Source organism: Arthrobacter sp. KNU40, assembly GCF_051515115.1.
GTDB lineage: Bacteria > Actinomycetota > Actinomycetes > Actinomycetales > Micrococcaceae > Arthrobacter.
In genome coordinates, this window is record NZ_CP195850.1 from 4,268,988 (window position 1) to 4,286,813 (window position 17,826).

20 protein-coding genes and 1 riboswitch are annotated in these 17,826 nt (G+C 64.7%); of the genes, 3 read left to right on the plus strand and 17 right to left on the minus strand.

Annotation, left to right across the window (positions count from 1 at the left end):
- Positions 1-106: 106 nt before the first annotated feature.
- From ACSKT0_RS19815 to ACSKT0_RS19825, 3 genes are all read right to left on the minus strand, one after another.
- Complete coding sequence (locus tag ACSKT0_RS19815; RefSeq protein ID WP_437771245.1) at positions 107-589, minus strand: carboxymuconolactone decarboxylase family protein; 483 nt, start codon at positions 587-589, stop codon at positions 107-109.
- A gap of 61 nt (positions 590-650) precedes the next feature.
- A complete protein-coding gene (locus ACSKT0_RS19820; protein WP_437771246.1) occupies positions 651-1,943 on the minus strand; it encodes an LCP family protein in 1,293 nt (430 codons plus the stop codon).
- A 156-nt stretch (positions 1,944-2,099) separates the two neighbouring features.
- Positions 2,100-3,737 (minus strand): NRAMP family divalent metal transporter, encoded by a 1,638-nt coding sequence (locus tag ACSKT0_RS19825; protein ID WP_437771247.1) that lies wholly within the window; start codon positions 3,735-3,737, stop codon positions 2,100-2,102.
- A gap of 297 nt (positions 3,738-4,034) precedes the next feature.
- Positions 4,035-4,209, minus strand: a riboswitch (M-box (ykoK) riboswitch).
- Between the two features lie 47 nt (positions 4,210-4,256).
- Here ACSKT0_RS19825 and ACSKT0_RS19830 point away from each other — a divergent pair.
- Positions 4,257-4,616: an ArsR/SmtB family transcription factor gene (locus ACSKT0_RS19830; RefSeq protein WP_437771248.1), complete on the plus strand. Its 360-nt coding sequence runs from the start codon at positions 4,257-4,259 to the stop codon at positions 4,614-4,616.
- Positions 4,617-4,666: 50 nt separating this feature from the next.
- On the opposite strand, the gene ACSKT0_RS19835 is transcribed toward ACSKT0_RS19830, so the two are convergent.
- The 3 genes from ACSKT0_RS19835 to ACSKT0_RS19845 form a co-directional block, all read right to left on the minus strand.
- A complete protein-coding gene (locus tag ACSKT0_RS19835; protein ID WP_437771249.1) occupies positions 4,667-5,185 on the minus strand; it encodes a hypothetical protein in 519 nt (172 codons plus the stop codon).
- A gap of 85 nt (positions 5,186-5,270) precedes the next feature.
- Positions 5,271-6,080 carry an ABC transporter permease gene (locus ACSKT0_RS19840; protein ID WP_437771250.1) on the minus strand — a complete coding sequence of 270 codons (810 nt, stop codon included), beginning with the start codon at positions 6,078-6,080 and terminating at the stop codon, positions 5,271-5,273.
- On the minus strand, positions 6,077-7,006 hold the full coding sequence (locus tag ACSKT0_RS19845; protein ID WP_437771251.1) for an ABC transporter ATP-binding protein: 930 nt from the start codon (positions 7,004-7,006) through the stop codon (positions 6,077-6,079). The genes ACSKT0_RS19840 and ACSKT0_RS19845 overlap by 4 nt, the downstream gene beginning before the upstream one ends.
- Positions 7,007-7,044: 38 nt before the next feature.
- On the opposite strand from ACSKT0_RS19845, the gene ACSKT0_RS19850 reads away from it, so the two are divergent.
- Positions 7,045-7,560, plus strand: a complete 516-nt coding sequence (locus ACSKT0_RS19850) for a DUF2127 domain-containing protein (protein ID WP_437771252.1) — start codon at positions 7,045-7,047, stop codon at positions 7,558-7,560.
- Between the two features lie 97 nt (positions 7,561-7,657).
- On the opposite strand, the gene ACSKT0_RS19855 is transcribed toward ACSKT0_RS19850, so the two are convergent.
- Positions 7,658-7,966, minus strand: a complete 309-nt coding sequence (locus tag ACSKT0_RS19855) for a hypothetical protein (RefSeq protein WP_437771253.1) — start codon at positions 7,964-7,966, stop codon at positions 7,658-7,660.
- 207 nt (positions 7,967-8,173) lie between these two features.
- On the opposite strand from ACSKT0_RS19855, the gene ACSKT0_RS19860 reads away from it, so the two are divergent.
- Positions 8,174-9,886, plus strand: coding sequence for a DUF222 domain-containing protein (locus tag ACSKT0_RS19860; RefSeq protein ID WP_437771254.1), 1,713 nt, complete (start codon positions 8,174-8,176; stop codon positions 9,884-9,886).
- Between the two features lie 49 nt (positions 9,887-9,935).
- On the opposite strand, the gene ACSKT0_RS19865 is transcribed toward ACSKT0_RS19860, so the two are convergent.
- The 10 genes from ACSKT0_RS19865 to ACSKT0_RS19910 all read right to left on the minus strand — a co-directional run bounded on the left by ACSKT0_RS19865 (position 9,936) and on the right by ACSKT0_RS19910 (position 17,705).
- Positions 9,936-10,061 carry a hypothetical protein gene (locus ACSKT0_RS19865; RefSeq protein WP_437771255.1) on the minus strand — a complete coding sequence of 42 codons (126 nt, stop codon included), beginning with the start codon at positions 10,059-10,061 and terminating at the stop codon, positions 9,936-9,938.
- Positions 10,062-10,200: 139 nt separating this feature from the next.
- Positions 10,201-10,983 (minus strand): permease prefix domain 1-containing protein, encoded by a 783-nt coding sequence (locus ACSKT0_RS19870; protein ID WP_437771256.1) that lies wholly within the window; start codon positions 10,981-10,983, stop codon positions 10,201-10,203.
- Entirely contained in the window at positions 10,980-11,303 is a 324-nt protein-coding gene (locus ACSKT0_RS19875) for a PadR family transcriptional regulator (RefSeq protein WP_437771257.1), read from the minus strand. The genes ACSKT0_RS19870 and ACSKT0_RS19875 overlap by 4 nt, the downstream gene beginning before the upstream one ends.
- A 91-nt stretch (positions 11,304-11,394) precedes the next feature.
- Positions 11,395-12,174, minus strand: a complete 780-nt coding sequence (locus ACSKT0_RS19880; protein ID WP_437771258.1) for an enoyl-CoA hydratase/isomerase family protein — start codon at positions 12,172-12,174, stop codon at positions 11,395-11,397.
- Between the two features lie 11 nt (positions 12,175-12,185).
- Positions 12,186-13,421, minus strand: coding sequence for a 1,2-phenylacetyl-CoA epoxidase subunit PaaE (gene paaE, locus ACSKT0_RS19885; RefSeq protein ID WP_437771259.1), 1,236 nt, complete (start codon positions 13,419-13,421; stop codon positions 12,186-12,188).
- A 10-nt stretch (positions 13,422-13,431) separates the two neighbouring features.
- Positions 13,432-13,971 (minus strand): 1,2-phenylacetyl-CoA epoxidase subunit PaaD, encoded by a 540-nt coding sequence (gene paaD, locus ACSKT0_RS19890; RefSeq protein WP_437774085.1) that lies wholly within the window; start codon positions 13,969-13,971, stop codon positions 13,432-13,434.
- An 8-nt stretch (positions 13,972-13,979) separates the two neighbouring features.
- Positions 13,980-14,933: a 1,2-phenylacetyl-CoA epoxidase subunit PaaC gene (gene paaC / locus ACSKT0_RS19895; RefSeq protein ID WP_437771260.1), complete on the minus strand. Its 954-nt coding sequence runs from the start codon at positions 14,931-14,933 to the stop codon at positions 13,980-13,982.
- Positions 14,930-15,238: a 1,2-phenylacetyl-CoA epoxidase subunit PaaB gene (gene paaB / locus ACSKT0_RS19900; protein WP_437771261.1), complete on the minus strand. Its 309-nt coding sequence runs from the start codon at positions 15,236-15,238 to the stop codon at positions 14,930-14,932. The genes paaC and paaB overlap by 4 nt, the downstream gene beginning before the upstream one ends.
- Positions 15,235-16,230, minus strand: coding sequence for a 1,2-phenylacetyl-CoA epoxidase subunit PaaA (gene paaA, locus ACSKT0_RS19905; RefSeq protein WP_437771262.1), 996 nt, complete (start codon positions 16,228-16,230; stop codon positions 15,235-15,237). Before paaA ends, paaB begins: the two co-directional genes overlap by 4 nt.
- A gap of 261 nt (positions 16,231-16,491) precedes the next feature.
- Positions 16,492-17,705, minus strand: a protein-coding gene (locus tag ACSKT0_RS19910; protein WP_437771263.1) for an IS3 family transposase whose coding sequence is annotated in 2 segments (ribosomal slippage) — positions 16,492-17,444 and positions 17,444-17,705 — 1,215 coding nt in all. Because the reading frame shifts where the segments join, the coding sequence is not laid out codon by codon here.
- Positions 17,706-17,826 lie beyond the last annotated feature (121 nt).

Below are 17,826 nucleotides of genomic sequence, written 5' to 3' on the forward strand. Positions count from 1 at the left end.
TGTTCTTGTGCCTCGGATGCTGGGGCCTTTACCTGTGGTGGCGCACTAGGCGGAAGAATTCAGGCACCGAGCCTCCACGAGGCTGAGGGGAATCCTGCGACCCTCTTCACGACGACGAACGGGCCTTGCGCACCGGGTGCTCGCTCAGGATGGACAGGCGGTTGAAGGCGTTGATGCCGATGCATGCCATGCAGAGTACGCTGATCTGCTCTTCGGTGTAGACCTTCCGCGCCCGGGAAAACAGCTCGGGGGTCGGACGGGCGGTGCTCATCCGCGTGATCTGTTCGGCCAGTTCAAGCGCCACCTGTTCGGCCTCGTCGAAGAGCCCCACCTCGCCATGCACGGACACCAGGGAAAGCCGCTGCTCAGTCTCTCCGTAGCCGACGGCCCTACGGTGATGCAGATCCAAGCAGAAGGCGCAGCCATTGATCTGAGAAGCCCTGTAGTTCAACAACTCTAGGGTGCGACGCGGGATCCCGGTCCTGTCCGCTTCCGCAGTGACCTGACCCGCATAGTCGGACAGGGCCTGATAAAGCCCAGGCTGTTGCTTGTCCAGGTAGCCAGCGAGTTTCGGTGTATTTTCGCTCATTCGCCGAGCCTATCGGAGGAACCTTCCTGCTCCCTGGAGACCGCTGGGCCATTTCGCCCCGCTATTTCACGCAGGCGATCGCACCGCCCTGGAGGGCCCCGGTGGAATCCTCGTAGACGTTGCTTGCGGGTGCCGACGGAGTGGCTGGTGCTGCAGCACCTGAGGCGCGTGGCGCTTCGGGTGCGGGTGCCGCAGGCGAGGTGGCCGCCGTCGTCGGGGTCGCCGTCGTCGTCGGTGCGGGAGCGGGCGGGACCGGGGTGAGGAGTTCCTTCACGGTTGCCTGCACCTGGTTGATGTCCACGGTGTTGATGGACGCGCCATCCGGGGACCAGCCGAAGCCTGTGATCGGCAGTGTGGAAAAGGAGATGTTGCCCCCGGTCAGCGACGTGGCCTGCTGGGCGAGCTGGATCAGGTTCAATTCAGAATCCACCACGATGTTCTTGCTCACCGCATCCAGGACACCCTGCATTTTCCCGATATCAGTGAAGGTGCCGGCGTCTTTGAGCTGGTGGGAGACCGAGGCGATGAAGGCCTGCTGCCGGCGTTCGCGGTCCAGGTCCGAGAAAAGGTACGTCGGATCGGTGGTGTCCCGGCGCTGCCGCACGAAGGCCATTGCTTGCTTGGCGTCGATCTGCTGCATGCCCGCTTTGAAGTCGGCCCCCGAGAAGGTGTCCTGGGTGGCCCGGTTCACGCACACCGTGATGGGCGCGATGGCCTGGGCCGTCTGATAGAACGCGGCCATGGTGACTTCGAGGAAGTGGTCAATGTGGACGCTGCCCAGGAACTTGGTCACGGTAGCTATTTCGGCTTTGCGCCCGGCGTCGCGCGCCGCCTGGTAGGTCGTGTCGTCGTCGGGCCTTCCCGCATTGATCAGGGAGGTCTTCTCCGCCGCGAAACCGTAGCCGTACGCCTCCTTGATCTTCGCTTTGAAGGGGCCGCTACCGGGTATGCCGTCCACTTGGACGTAGTCATCCCGGGGAATCGAGATCCCCACGGCTTTGGAACCGTCCGCCGGGATATGGATGAGCATCAGGACATTTGAGTTGTAGCCGCCGATATTCTCATCCCCCGCGTGCAAGGCGTCATACATCTCCGGAGGAAGAGGCTTGCCCTTCTCATCAACTCTTGTGTCCAGGCCCATGATCAGGATGTTCGTGTCCTGGCTCAGCTTCGGCACAGCTTGGGGAAGTGTTTTCAGATCCTTGAGGACATCCGAGCGGTGGACGTTGTTGTTGACTGCCACCGCCGTCGCGCCCACATAGGTGAGCGCGACGGCGACCGCCAGCGCCAAAGTTGCGGCGACCGCCGTCGCCGAGATCAGGATGACGGACTTGCGCCGGGACTTGGGGCGCATATGGCGAGGACCTTGAGAGCTTGTGCGGTGCCCATCATTCATGAAATTCTCCTGTCCCCGCCGCGGTTGGCGTGGTGGCTGGGTCCGCGGCGCGACCAGCGGGTAAGCAGATTGTAATCGGCCATCCGCGTAATGGCCTCGATGACGCGGAAACCATCAGGCGCCAAAGGCTAGCTGGACCACCCGGACGATGACCAGGATCATCGCGATCAGGAGGTACGTTCGCAGAACCGTCAGCCCGATCCGGTACCCGGTGGACAGTTTGGGTGCGGTGAGCAGGGCAATCGGGGGCATGCGCGAGGTCGACCGCTGTGACCGGTCGACTGCATCGGGGCTAGGCGCTGCGGGATGGATTCCGCGGTAGACCAGGAACACAACCCCCGCGACGGCGGAGAGACCTGCACCCCCGATGAGGATGCCCAGGATGGCCTCCGAGCCCATGTCAGGAAACAACACCCCGGCGGTAAGCACCAAGGAAAGGATGACCAGGACCGCGATCACAGCCGAGGTGAAGAAGTTCATGAACCGACCGTTCACCCAGGGTCCCAGCACTTGCTTGTCATTGCAGAGCAGCAGCAGGAACACCGTGGCCGAGGGAAGCAGGACCCCGGCCAGCACCTGGACCCCGACCGTCAGCAAACCCAAAGGGCTGCCCGGGATCAGGACAACAATGGCCGAGAGGAGCAGGACTCCAGCGAACACTGCATAGAAGCCTTTGGCGTCGGACACTTTCCGGTGCAGGGAGTGCTTGAGCCCCAAAACGTCACCGAGGGCGTAGGAGGTGGACAGCCCGACGGCGGCGGCCCCGATAATCGAGGCATCGATCAGTGCCAGCGCAAACAAGACCCCAGCAACCTTTCCGACGTGCTGTTCCAGGCCGACGGCGACACCGCCTGCGTCGGTGAAGTTGCCGAACTGCGGGGTGCCGGCAAATGTCGCCGCGGTAAAGGAAATGATCGCCGCTGCACCCACGATGACGATGGTGATTCCCAGCCAGAGATCGGCCTTCTCGTACTTCAGGAAGCGGGGAGTGATGCGCTTGTCAATGATGTACGACTGCTGGAAGAAGAGCTGCCATGGCGCCACGGTGGTTCCGACGATGCCGATGATCAGCAACGTCACCGTGGACAGGTCCGCGCCTTTGGGCATCCCGGGCACGACAAAGTCGTGGGCGACTTGTCCGACGTCGGGATGGACCATGAAGATGATCGGCACCAGCAGCAGGGACCCGGCTACCAGGGTCAGGCAGACGCGCTCGAAGCGCTTGAAGGAGCCGGTGCTCGCGGCGCCCACGATCACCGCCGTGGCCAGGAGAATTCCCGGGATCTTGGGGATGCCCAGGTAATCCAGGCCCAGGCTGATGCCGATGAACTCGGTGACGATCGTCAGCGCATTGAGGATGAACAGGTCGATGACGCTGAACGCGCCCCAGAATTTGCCGAAGCGCTCAAGGATCAGGCGGGCATGTCCCACGCCGGAGACGACGCCCAGGCGCAGCACCATTTCCTGGTTCACGTACAGCACCGGGACCAGCAGCAGCAGAGTCCAGAGGAGCGACGTGCCATAGTTCTGTCCGGCCTCGGTGTAGGTGCCGAAAGCGCCGGCGTCGTTGTCGCCGACCATGACGATCAGCCCGGGTCCGATGATCGCCAGCAGGGTCTTGAGGCGTGCTTTGATGCCCGAGCGCGGCTTTTCGTCATCGACGCGGATGGTGCCGAACGCACCTTTGATGTCGCCGATGTGGGCTGTGTCGAGGGCTGCGGAGGGCGCTAGCAGGGTCTTGGTTTCGGTCATGATGTACCGGCCTTCTGCCCGGAAACGGGCACAAAAAAGTCATGGATAAGCCTCGCCGGGGCACGTGGCATGGGCGGGCGTTTTTGCGTGAGTGTTGTTGCCTAAAGGGGGCACCTTAGGTGCCGAGTGGATCAGGCTCCGGCGTGCCGGACTGAATCAGCGCAAGGTTTCAGGAGGCTGAAGCGGTGTCCGGAAAACGGGACGGGAGACTGGGTTTATGACCATCGTTCATGATGGAACCGTCACCTCCTGCTGCTGTTGGATGCGCCGCGGGGAGGGCAGGTATAGATGCCTGCGCATGCCCCTCCTCGTAAGACCTTTGGCACTTCGCGGCGTGAACCCGGACTGTATCCAGGAGCCAATCGGGACCACCCCTTAATGCCGGGGCGGCCTGTCCTGACCCGGGGCGTCTCTCGACGTTGGGGGTCGCTGGCATGTTTCCGCGAAGGAGCCTCAGCTAACGAACGGCACCTTGCTCAATATATATACCTCATTTTATCCGTATGAAACAATATAAGCATGGATGCAGATAACGCTGTGTGCGGCCGGGAGCCTGACAGTCAGTACGTCGAGCTGGCCGTAGAGGTCTTTGCGATGCTCGCCGACGCCACCCGGGTCCGCATCATTCTTGCACTGCGCGACGGCGAAATGCCCGTCAACCAGCTGGCGGAACTGGTCCACAAATCCCAGGCAGCAGTATCCCAGCATCTGGCCAAATTGCGCCTCGGGCGCGTTGTCACCACGAGGCAAGCCGGAACCCGCGTGTACTACCGCCTCGCGAACGAGCACGTCCGCCAGCTCGTTACCGATGCGATCTTCCAGGCCGAACACTCCCTAGAGGGAACCCCGCGCCACCACCACGCCGACATCACTGACTAACTCGAGCCGGACGCCCGCAATGGCGAGCCGCACCGCCGTCGTGGTTTCCCCTAGCGGCGCATGAGCAGCACCGCGATCGCGGTCACGATGCACACTGCGACGGCGAGGACCCCAGGGCCGGTCACGGCCTGACCACGCCACCCCTCCCATGGTGCGGCAGTCGGCAAAAGCAGCACCGCAGCGAACGCGGCCAGCACGAGGACCGCAATGTTGACCGCAACGCGCATCCGACGTCCCAATGGCTCCGGTTTCCCGCGCTTCTGCCGGTCGGTGCGGCGCCGCCAGTCCTCGGCGATTAGCTGCGGTACCCGCCTCACGTACGCGAAGACGTGCACTGCGATGGTGGCGAGCCAGAACAAGAAGCTGACAACGTGCACCCGGACCAGGAACTCCGGGGCCGGGCCGGTGACGGCCAAGGCGATGCCGCTGCCGATGAGCGCGAGCGTCGAGGCGACAAGTATCGGTGCCATCACGCCCAGAAGCAGCCGGGGCGGACCCTTGCGGCAGTAGGCGGGATCCCGCGTGTAGTAGCGGATGAATCGCCAGCCGGTGCTGGCCGTCTTGGCCACGACGGGGCCAGCACCACGGCCCCTGTCAATGCGGTCAGGCGCTCGTTGCCGACGACGCCGGAGCGGACATTGCGTGCTCTTTCTGTCACGCCTTGATGTCCTGGCGGGGGAATACGACGGCGGTCACCACAACGAAGCCGACCATCCAAAGCAGTGCTGCTCCCAGGGCCGCCGGATAACCTTGGAGAGGCGTCGGCCCCACCAACGGCACGGTGGTCCCCACAATGGTGTTGAACACCCGGCCCGGGAACCACTGGCTGACCTGCGGCAAAACCACCGCGATGATGCCTTCAACCACCAAGACGTAGGCCAGGGCAATCCCGACGGCGGCCGCGACCGAACGGGTGAGCACGGCGATGACCATGCCCAGGGCGCCCACCCCGATGAGGCACAGCACCTCATTGCCCAGGAACGCCAGGAAGACCTGCAGCCCGTCAGGCGACGTCCAGGCATCCGTCTGAATCCCCTGTCCTTGAGCAACCACAAGGATGAATGTGCCGCTGATGAGCAGGGTCAGCAGCATCGAGAGCACCACAAAAAGCATCAGCGCGAGCATTTTGCCCGCCAGCCACCTCAGGCGGCGCGGCTCACAGACCAACAGGTTGCGCAGCGTCCCTTGGGACCATTCCGCGGCGAGATTGGCGGTCACCATCACCAGCGCGATGGCAATGATCACGGAACGGGCCTGGCCAATGATGGAGACCAATCCCTGAGGTGTGGGAAACGCGGCAATGAGGCTGGTCATCTCACGGCCGGTGGCTCCGGATGCGATCTGGTGGAACGTCAGATAAGCAATAAAGGTGCTCACCACCAGCATCGCCCCCGCGACCGCCAGAACACTCCAGCGGCGGAACTTGAGCAGTTCGCTGCGAAACGCACGGATCACGGAAATCATGACGGGTCTCCTTTCAGCAGTGCCAGGAAGAGCTGCTCGAGGCTGGCCTCCCTTACTCGGATGGCCAGGTCCGGCGCGCCGGCTTCCCTGGCCATCCGGTTCAACGTGTCGGCAAAACCGGCAGGACAGGCGATGCGCAAGACCTGGTCCTCCCTCGTAACCGTGTAGCTGGCCTCGCCCGCGATCCGGGCCACCAGATCCAACTGGACAGCGTCCCGGGCTTCGACCACTACTTCGACGCGTTGAGCCAACAGCTCCCGGGCCGGCCCGCAGAACAGGGCCTTCCCCTGATTGAGCATGATCAGCCAGTCCGTGAGGTGTTCCAACTCGCCGAGCAAATGGCTGCTGAGCAGGATGGTTTTCCCCTGGCCGGCCAAACGGCGGAGCATCTCGCGCATCTCGATGATGCCCAGCGGATCAAGGCCATTGGCTGGCTCGTCGAGAATGAGCAGCTCCGGATCGGGCAGCAGGGCCATCGCCACCCCAAGGCGCTGCTTCATGCCCAGCGAATACGTTCCCGCCCGGTCACGCGCCCGATCGGAGAGTCCCACCACCTCCAGCAATTCGTTCACGCGGGAATCGGGGTGGCCTCCGAGGCGGGCGAGCACCTCCAGATTGGTCCGGCCGGAGAGGCCCGGATAGAACGCCGGCGCTTCCACGAGTGCCCCGACGCGCGGCAGGTAGCGCTCGAATTCAGTGAGAGGGTGGCCCAGTACCGTAGCGCTGCCCGCATCCGGCCGCACCAGCCCCAGGAGCAGGCGAAGGGTGGTGGTCTTGCCTGCCCCATTGGGACCGATAAAGCCCGCGATGGCTCCCGCAGGCACGCGCATTGTCAAGCCATCGACGGCGGAATGCCTGCCAAAGTGCTTGCTCAGGCCATGTGTTTCAATGGCGAAAGCTCCTGCGGGATCAGAGGAGGCGGACATAAGTAAGAATGTATCTTGAGGTAGCGGAGGGAAGCGTGATGGAAACGAAACCAGCTGAAACAACCCTGCTCGACCGGACATTTCGCGTGAGCCTCATCTTGAAGGGCCTGGACGGCGTCCTGGAACTGATCGGCGGCATCCTGCTTTTGGTGGTCACGCCGAAACAAATCGGAGATCTGGTCCGGTTCCTCACCCAGCACGAACTCGCCCAGGATCCGCACGATTTCCTGGCGAACAGCCTGGTGCACCTGAGCTCCAACCTCTCAGGTTCGGCGACGCTGTTCGGCGCGATCTACCTACTCCTCCACGGGCTGGTCAAAATCGTCTTGGTCTGGGCCGTCCTGAAGGACAAGCTCTGGGCCTACCCGTGGATGATCGCCTTCCTGCTGGTCTTCATCGTTTACCAGGGCTACCGGATCGTCGTCGCCTTCTCCTGGGGTCTTGTCCTTTTGACGGCCTTCGACATCTTCATTGTCTGGATCACCGCGCGTGAGTACCGGCTGCACAAGGCCCGGAATCAACGGGCTTCCGCTACGGCTCCGCGGGGAGGCTGAGGGCACGACCTGTTGAAAACCGGCGCCCGCTTCTCCCGGAACGCCCGGAAACCCTTCGACGTAGTCCTCGGTCTTGCAGAGCCGGACCCGGGGACGCTCACGGTCGCGACACACTGCGCCGATGAGCGCGCAGGGCCTGGAAGATTTCGATGAGCACGTGGACCGCATGGTATCCCACCACCACGGCAATGATCGCCGCGACGACAGGATCAAGCCAGTACAGGCCCTTCGTCACGTAGATACCGGCCACGGCGACTCCGGCCGCAGCCGCTGCAGCATCGGCCAGGTAGTCCGCGCCCTCCGCGAGCACGCCCAACGAATTCGCCGAGACTCCCACAACAAGCAGCCCGGCCACCAGCATCAGGTTCAAGATCAGGACGACGCTCAGCCGACGAGTACGAGTCACCCCTTCAGGGTAACCATTCGAGACGGCGGCTCCTTGGAGACCGGCGAGGCTGTGGCCCGTCAAGGTGCCCAGGATCGACCGCTGATCCCCGCTGAGGGAGTTCGATGCATAACGCGTACATCAGCTGTCCCGAAAGTTTTTACTAATTTTCGACGGGAGGGGCTTCTTGAGCCCATTACTGTCAGACCCCCGTGACAGGGTTTAGTCATGGAAGGCATCGGTCAACTCGTGGCACGTCGGGCAGCCCCGCCCGATGGCGGGGTCACGCCGCTGGGACGTCTTTCCCGCCGCCTGAAGCCCGTCGCTGCCCGGCATGCCGAGCTGCAAAGCCGGGCCGCCGCCGCGCCGTCCCCCGCGGGTGGCCTTGATCTGGCGGTGGCGGCGATGGATGCGCTGCGTTCAGCCGCCGTCTCCGACGCCCGCTCGTTCGGTTTCCCCCACGCCGCTGATTTCGCCGGCAAGATCGAAGAGATCTCCCGGACGGTGGAGTTTCTGCAGCTCGTCGCGGCCCAGGCTGTGGAACGGACGCGCAGCGAAGCGCAAGCGGCACGGCGGCCATCCCCGGCGCCGGGATGGCGGACCGGCTGGACCGAGCCCGCGGAAACGGCGCCTGTCCTGGTGGCCGCGGCCGGCACGGAAATCCGGGAGGTCCCTGACGTCCCGGTCCCGGCTTCTGCCGCCAGCCTTACGGACGCAGCCGACGCGGTCGACGACGGGTACCGGAACGCGGCCGAATTCCTGCGGGCCAGGCTGCGGATCAGCATCGGCGAGGCCAGGCGCCGGCTTGTCCTGGCCTCCGGCGTGCTCCCGCAAACAGGGATCGCCGGACAGGACGTCCCCGCACGCCACGAACTCCTCGCCGAAGCCCTTTCCACGGCAGCCGTGCCGTCCCGATCGGCCACGATCATCAGCATGGCCCTGGACCAGGTGCGACACATCGCCGACGCGGACACCGCCCACCAGATGGAACACTCCCTCACCCGCACCGCAGTTGAGAGCGACCCCGATTTCGTGTCCCGGATGGCCAAACGCTGGGTCGACGCGATCGACCAGGACGGATCCGAACCCGGCGAGGAAGAACTCCGCCACCGCCAAGGAGCGTTCATCCGCAAACCCCGCCGCGGACTGCACCACCTGGAAATCTTCGCCACCGCGGAACAATTTGAAACCCTCGCCACCGCCATGAACACCGCCGCCAACCCCCGCCTGCAGCACGACCCCGACGACTCACCGGATCCGGATCCAACCGGCACCACCGGCGGCCCCGCAGGGCTTTCCGGGCACGACGGCGTCGCCCGCCCGACGCTGGATCGACGCTCGCGTCCGCAGAAGCTGCTCGACGGGCTCGTCGGCGCCTGCGGGGTGGCCCTGACCACCGGCGAGCTGCCTGCCAACGGTGGTCTCCGGCCGCAGGTGATGGTGACCATCGACTACCGCGACCTGCTCGAACGCCTCGAACACGAATCCCCCGCCGCTCCAAGCCCCCGCCCGAGCAGCGGTGCGTCCACGTTCCAGGGCCCGGTCCACCCCGCGGTCATCCGCAAGATCGCCTGCGACGCGGACATCATCCCCGTCCTGCTCGGCAGCGATAGCCGCGTCCTGGACATCGGCCGCACCACCCGCATCTTCCCGCCCCACATCCGCAAAGCCATCATCGCCCGCGACCAAGGCTGCGCCTTCCCCGACTGCACCATCCCCGCCCCCTGGTGCGAAGCCCACCACATCACCTACTGGTCCAACGGCGGCACCACGGGAACCGACAACGGCACCCTGCTATGCAGCCACCACCACCACGTCATCCACAAAGAACACTGGACCATCACCCTGGACACCGGCACGGCATGGTTCAACCCACCACCCCACCTCGACCCCCGCCAAACACCCCGACGCAACCACCACTTCCGACCCACCCGGACATAAGCCTGCCCGACAGGAAACGTGCCTGAACACGACAGGATGATCCCACCGCTTAAGCGGGCGTCCCGCCGTCGACGTCTGCCATCGCCTGTTCGCGGACGGCCGCCATCCTTTGGACGACGGTGACCGCCGTGGCGGCGGCGAGCATGACAAGGGTCACCAGCAAGACGCCGACCACGGTAACGGCGTCGGCCGAGACACCATCCGTCGCGACTACGCCACCAAGCCAAGGCGCTGAAATACGCCCATCTCACGGAACTCCAGACCGTTTGAATCATTAAAAGCAAGAATGATGGGGCCCACTGCCGCCGAGCGGCCTATGAACCCACGGGCTTCATTCGCATCCTGCGCAGCGCGGCTACCGCGAACACGACGGCTAGCGGCAAGGCGACGACGAGGGCGCTCAGCCACGCCCCCGTGCCTTGCCAGCCTTGGACGGCAGCGTTGAGGGCCTGGACGCCGGTCGCCGCTGCGGCGAGCAGGAAAGCCGCTGCCGCGAGCGACGGCGCGAGGCCTGCCGGGAGCGCGGCTTCTCGGGGCAGGAGGCGCCATACGAGCAGGAGAACAAGGCCCAGCACCCCGAGGGCCACACGGTATTCGACCACCTCGCCCCAGTGGTGCTCGGCGGCGGCCCGGGAACAATCGAGGCCAGCGTAGGGGGCCTGCAGGACCGCGCACCTGGCGGCCGTATACGCGACGCCGGGGAGATCACCGGCCACGAAGCCCGCGCCCCAGATCCGGCCGAACAGCTCCGATATGGCCCCGCTCACGCCGACGGCGATCGCGCCAACAGCCGCGAGGCCTACCAAGGGGCGCACGAACACGCGCAATGGCAGGCGGGCGACGTCGCGAAGGGCCGGACGCAGGACCGGCGTCACGGTGCCCACCGGCCCGAAGCGGCGGACAGCCTCGCGCTCGGCGTCCTCCGGGTCCAGGCCCTGACCGCGGAGCCGGGCGGCGCATTCGCGCAGATGCGCCTCGGTCTCCGCGAGGAGCCTGCGTGCCGCAGCGGGATCGCCGTCACGCGCGGCCACGAACAGCTCGTCGAGGTATGCGTCGATGGGCATCTCTTCGGCCCCGGCGCCACTCCCCGCGTTCACGACGCCGCCCCAAGAACGCCCTGAACCGCCGCCGAGAAGCCTTTCCATTCCTCCACCATGCGGGCAAGCTCGGCGTGCCCGGCCCCGGTGAGCGCATAGACGCGCCGGCGGCCACCGGCGTCGTCCGCCCAGCGGCTCGAGACGCATCCCGCCGCCTCGAGCTTGTGCAACGCGGGGTAGACCGAGCCCTCCTGAAGCTCGAGCCGCGCTCCGCTGCGCTCGTGAACGCGCGCGATGAGTGCGTAGCCATGTGCCTCGCCCGCACCGAGCGAGCCAAGCAGCAGAAGGTCAAGCTGTCCGTTCACTGAACTTCGTCCCATACCTAGAGAGTCTAGGTACGACGAAGTGCACTGACAAGATCAAACGCCCGGATTATCCGCGGCTGGAATGCGGGCTTGCAGCCGGAGCCAGCTACCCCTTGAAGACCGGTGCCCGCTTCTCTTGGAACGCCCGGAAACCCTCGGCGTAGTCCTCGGTCTTGCACAGCCGGGCCTGCTCGTCGTTCTCTTCGGACATCGCGGCCCACAAGCCAAGGCGCTGATCGCGGATATGGGCCACGAGTTCCTTGCTGGCCGTGAACGCACCGGTGGCACCCGCCGCGACCCGCTCAACGATGATCCGCGTGGCCTCGAGCAAGGCGTCGTCAGGCATGACCCGGCTGAACATGCCCTGCGCCACGGCCTCGGCTCCGCTGATCAGGTCCGCGGTGTAGATGAGGTCCAGGGTCCGGTGCATGCCGAGGCGCTCCGTGAAGTACCAGTGCCCGCCCGAGTCCAAGGTGGCGCCCAGCTTGGCGAAGGGCGAACCGAACTTGGCATTCTCCGCCACGTACACCACGTCCGTGGCGAGCAACAGGCCGAGCCCGACGCCGAGGCACGCGCCGTGCGCTGCCGCGAAAGTCGGGGCCGGGAAGGCTGCCATCTTCTTGAGCAGCGGCTCCACGAGCCCGTTCAAGTACGCCTTCGCATCGTCGCTCTCCGGGGTCACACCGGCAATGTCGCGTCCCGCGCAAAAGGCGCGGCCCTCTCCGCGGATGAGCAGCGCCCGCACCATTCCGCGGGAGGCGGCGGCAGCGGCGTCGTCGTACGCTCTATCCAGTTCCGCAAGCGCCGCCTCGTCGAGCGAGTTCAGCTTTTCCGGGGCATTGAGGACAATTTCGGCGATGCCGTTGGAGATGGAGAGCTCGATCATTCGTATATTCCTTAGACGTCGAAATCGACCGTGACGGATTCACTTGTGGGGTGGGACTGGCACGTCAGCACGTATCCCTTGTCCAACTCATCCTGCTCCAAGGCGTAGTTCTCGTCCATGCTGACCGTGCCCGAGACCAGTTTGGCGCGGCACGTGCCGCACACACCACCGGCGCACGCGAACGGAACGTCCGGGCGGACCCGCAAGGCAGCATTCAGAATCGATTCCCGCGCGTGGGTGGGGCTGGCGACGTCGCCGGTCAAACCATCGAGCTTGAAGGTGATCTTGAACGTGTCCTTCGACTCGTCCTCCACAACGGGCCGGCCCGCGTTGCCTTCGGGGCGGTCCGGGCGGCCGGTGGTGAAGAGCTCAAAGCGGACGTGCTCAGGCTCCACGCCGCGGGCAGCAAGGGTGTCCCTGCACAGCTGGACAAGCTCGAACGGCCCGCACAGGAACCATTCGTCCACATCCTGCGCGTGAATGGCGGTACCCAGCAGCTGTTGCAGCTTCTCGGCGTCGATACGTCCCGTCATGAGCGGCGCAATGCGCTGCTCGCGCGACAACACATGGTGCAGCGCCAGGCACGAGGGGTACTTGTCCTTCAGGTCCGCCAGCTCCTCGAGGAACATGACGTCCATGGCTGCCTTGTTGGCGTAGATCAGGTCGAAGCGGGTCTCCGGGTTCGCGGCCAGCAGCGTACGGGCGATCGCGATCACCGGGGTGATTCCCGAGCCGGCGGCGATGGCCACGAAGGAACCGGCGTCGCCGAACTCCCCTGCCATGTTCTCCGGATTGTTCATGGAGTTCATGACGTTCTGCTGGACGGTCTTGCCGTCCTTGCCATGCTTGGAAATGAACGCGCCCATGGGGCTCATGACGTCCAGCGTGTCGCCGGCCTTGAGTTCCGCGTTCGCCCACGTCGAGAAGATGCCGCCCAGGTCCTTCTTGATGGCCACGCGGATCTCGCTGCTGCCGTCCGCGAAGCTGCGCGGCTCTGCGCAGATGGAGTAGCTGCGGCGGACCTCGTGCGGCTCACCGCTCTCGTCAGGAAGCGTGGTCCGCAGAGCCACGTACTGGCCGGGAAGGTAGTCGTACTGGCCGGCGAGTTCCGCCGGAACATCGAACGTGACCTCGATGGCGTCTTCAGTCAGGCGGCGGACTTCCGAAACACTGAGGGAATGAAAAGACGTACGACGGCGGCCGGTGGCCTGCGCTTGTTCGGCTGCGGTCTGGCGGACAACGGGCATGTCGGATTCCTTACAGGACTTTGAAGTAGTCGAACGGTTCCTTGCAGTCCTGGCAGACGAACAGCGCCTTGCAGGACGTGGAACCAAAGCGGGTGAGTTCCTTGGTGTTCAGCGATGAACACTGCGGGCATTTCACGGCGAGGTTGAGCCGTACTTTGCCGGCGTGGCCGCCGGCGGCTGCCCTGCCACTTGGAGGTGCGATGCCGTATTCCTGCAGCTTGGCCTTGCCGTGCTCGGTCATCCAGTCCGTGGTCCAGGCCGGAGCCAGGACAAGCTCGACGTAGACGCTCGGGTATCCCTCTTTGTGGAACGCGGTCTTGAGGTCGTCACGGATGGCGTCCATCGCGGGGCAGCCCGAGTAGGTCGGCGTAATGGTGACCTGGACCGCGGGGACCAGCCCGCCGTCGTCGAACAGTAGGACGTTCCTGAGGATCCCCAGATCCTCAATGGTAAGGACGGGAATCTCCGGATCGCAGACCGTGGCCGCAATCCCCCAGGCCTTCTGCTCGGCGGTTTGCTTGGTCTGTGTTGGTGTTTCTTGAAGGAACATGTCCACGGTCACCAGCTTGCGCCGGGATGTTCGCGGGCCAGCACCTGCATCTCGGCGAGCAGGTAACCCAAGTGCTCGGAATGCTTGCCCTGGCGGCCGCCACCCAAGGATTGCGGGATGCGTTCGAGGTTCAGATCCTCATCGAGGCCGGCTTCACTCAGGATTTCGCCCGTGAGCTGGTCGAAGTCCGCGCGGAGGCTGGAGGGTTGTACGCCTGCTCCGCTTTCGGCGAGGCGGGCCGTGAGCTCGTCGTCTTCGAAGAGTTCTTCGACGTACGGCCAGACGAGCTTGAAAGCCTGGACAATACGACGGCGGGACTCTTCCGTGCCGCCGGCAAGCCTGAGGACCCACTGTGCGCTGTGGTCGCGGTGGTAGTCGACCTCTTTGAGGGCCTTCGCCGCGATGGCTGCGATGGTGGCATCCGCGGATCCGGTCAGCCGCTTGTAGAGCTCGAACTGGTAGTAGCTCACGATGAACTGCCGGGCGATGGTGACGGCGAAGTCCCCGTTGGGCTGCTCGAACAAGTGTGCGGAACGGAACTCGTGCTCCCGGCGGAAGTACGCCAGATCGTCCTCGGACTTGTCCCACGCCGCGCCGGCGTAGGTGAGGAAGGAACGGGCGTGGCCGAGCTGGTCGAGCGCGATGTTGCCGAGGGCGACGTCTTCCTCGAGCTCCGGGGCGCGGGAGATCCAGTGGCCCAGGCGCTGGGCGAGGATCAAGCCGTCGTCGCCGATGCGCAGGGCGTATTCCGCGACGTCTTCGCTTGGCTTGACTTGTCCCTTGCGGATTTCGAGCGCGATGTCCTCGGGGCGCAGGGCGTTCCCGGGGGTGATGCGCGTGGCGCTTGCCGAACCGTCTCCGGAGGCACCTGCACCCTTGACACCGACGGAGATATCGCCGTGGCCTTCGATGGCGAAGTCCTTGTTTTCGTTTTCGTTTGCGGGGTTTTCGGGGGCGGTCACAGGTGCTTCACGCCTTCGCTCTTGGTGTAATACGTCGCGTGGCGGTAGTCCTTGCCCTGCGGGGATTCGAAGAAGGAACCCTTGGAATCCGGGTCGCTCGAGGAAATCGCATCGGCCGGGACCACCCAGATGGACACGCCTTCGTTGCGGCGGGTGTACAGGTCACGGGCGTTACGCAGCGCCATCGCCGCGTCGGGTGCGTGCAAGGATCCTGCGTGGACGTGGGATAGGCCGCGGCTGGAGCGGACGAAGACTTCCCAGAGGCTCCAGGGAGTTTCGTGGGGTTCGTTGGGTTGGGTGCTCATGCTGCGTGTTCCTTCTCTGCTTGCTTGCGGGCGTACTCGGCGGCCGCTTCGCGGACCCAGGCGCCGTCGTCGTGCGCTTCTCGGCGGCGCTCAAGCCGCTGCGCGTTGCAGGGACCCTTTCCGGCGAGGACGTTTTTGAACTCGTTCCAGTCCAAGGGGCCGTGCTCCCATTTCTTGGTTTCTTCGTTGAAACGGACGTCCTTGTCCGGGAGCGTGAGGCCCAGGACCTTGACCTGCTCCACCATCATGCCGACGAAGCGGCTGCGGAGCTCATCGTTGCTGAACCGCTTGATGTTCCAGGCCATGGACTGCTTGGAGTTGGGTGAATCGTCGTCGGGCGGCCCGAACATCATCAGCGCCGGCGCGTACCAACGGTTGACTGCGTCCTGGGCCATTTGCTTTTGGGCAGGCGTGCCGTTGGACAGTTCAAGGAGGATCTCGAAACCCTGGCGCTGGTGGAACGACTCTTCCTTGCAGATGCGCACCATTGCGCGTCCGTAGGGGCCGTAGGAAGCACGGCACAGGGGGACCTGGTTGCAGATCGCGGCACCGTCGACGAGCCAGCCGATCGCGCCCATGTCCGCCCAGGAAATCGCGGGGTAGTTGAAGATGGACGAGTACCGGGCCTTGCCGGCGATCAAGTCACTGGTCATCTTGTCCCTGCTTTGGCCGAGCGTTTCCGCGGCCGAATAGAGATACAGGCCGTGGCCCGCCTCGTCCTGGACCTTCGCCATGAGGATGGCTTTGCGCTTGAGGCTCGGAGCCCTGCTGATCCAGTTGGCTTCCGGCTGCATGCCGATGATCTCCGAATGCGCGTGCTGCGAGATCTGGCGGAGCAGGGTCTTGCGGTAAGCCTCCGGCATCCAGTCGCGGGGTTCGATGCGCGAATCCTCGGAGATGATGCGGTCAAAGTACGCCTGACCGGCCTGTTCCCGTTCAAGCTCTTCGGGGGACAGCTCAGCGGGCACAGACTGCAGATTCTGCGATGCCATGGTTGCTCCTAAATATTTACCGACCGTTCGTTCAGAATATGCGGAAGGCGCGAGATGCGTCAAGCGTTCGGGTCGGCGAGGCTGGGTCTACACAACGCCCGCTCAGATATAAGGCGCTCTCCCCCGACGCGCGCTCACATATATGGCGCTCTCCCCCGACGCGCGCTCACATATATGGCCTAACGGCGAAACGCTCGCTCACCTATATGGCCAAATGCTGCGGTCGTCAAGTTTTTGAGACATTTTCGTTGTTTGTTTTGGTTAGGCGGCCAGGGGTTCCTGGACGCTGGTGTGGTGGTTTGCGTGGGCGGTGGCTGGCGGGATGCCGCCGGCCCGTCGGTTGGGTCGGCGGCGGTTGTACCAGCCCTCGATGTAGTCCATCACGGCGGTCCGTGCGGTGAGCCTGGAACCGAAGCGGTGGTGGTGGTAGAACTCGGTCTTGAGGTGTGAGAAGAAGTTCTCGGCGACCGCGTTGTCCCAGCACACCCCCACCTTGCCCATGGACTGGGTGACCTCGTTCTGGGCGCACCATCGTTGGAATTCCTCCGAGGTGTACTGGGTGCCCCGGTCGGAGTGGAAGACGACTGGGCCGCCGATGAGGTGGCCGTGGTTCCGGGCCATCCGCAGGGCCGCGGTGCACAGGCTGGCGCGCATGTGTTCGGCCATGGCCCAGCCGATGACCATCCCGGAGAACAGGTCGATGACCGTGGCCAGGTAGAGCCAGCCCTCGCCGGTGCGCAGGTAGGTGATGTCCCCGACCAGCCGGGTCCCGGGCACCGCGGAGGTGAAGTCGCGCCTGCCCTGGTCATCGAGCATGTGGTTCTGGATGTGGGCGGTCTTGGCCTGCGGGTCCTGGAGCGTGGTCTTTTTCCAGGCCTGGGTGCGGATGGCCCGCAGGCCGTGCTCGCGCATGATGGCCCCCACGGTCGGGGCGGAGACCTTGGTCCCGGCCGCGTTCAGGAGCCGGGTCAGCTGGTCCCGCCCGGCACGCCCGGACTCCTTCGTGTAGAGCTTGGTGACCGCGGTGACCAGCTCCCCGTGCCGCACGGTGCGCGGTGAAGGGCCGGCAGGTTTGCGCCACCGGTAATAGGAGGCCCGGGAGACGTTCAATTTCCGGCATAGCCACACCACGGGATGGTTGGCCTTCTCCGCTTCGATGAACTCGTAGAAATCCTCTACTTTTGCTTCGCGGCAAAGAAGGCGCTGACTTTTCCCAGGAACTCGACCTCGGCCTTCAACCTGGCGTTTTCGGCCAGCGCTTTCTGGTGTTCATCCCACGCCACCGGCCCCCGGTCCTCGGGCTGGGCAGGGGTGTCCGGTTGCTTGTCCCGGGACTTGTGTACCCAGCTTCCCAGCGTGCTTTCCTTCACCCCGATCTCCTGCGCGATCTGCTTCACCGGCCGGTCCGAAGACAAAACCAGTCGAACCGATTCCTCCCGGAACGCGGCGTCGTATGTCTTTCTGCGGGTGGTCATCTGAAACTGAGGCTCCCATCAAGCTGTCTCACAAAACCATACGGCCGCATGCCGGAACGCTCGCTCAGATCATGTGAGCGAGCGTCGGGCCGGAAGGGCTTGTTTGTGAGCGAGCGTCGGG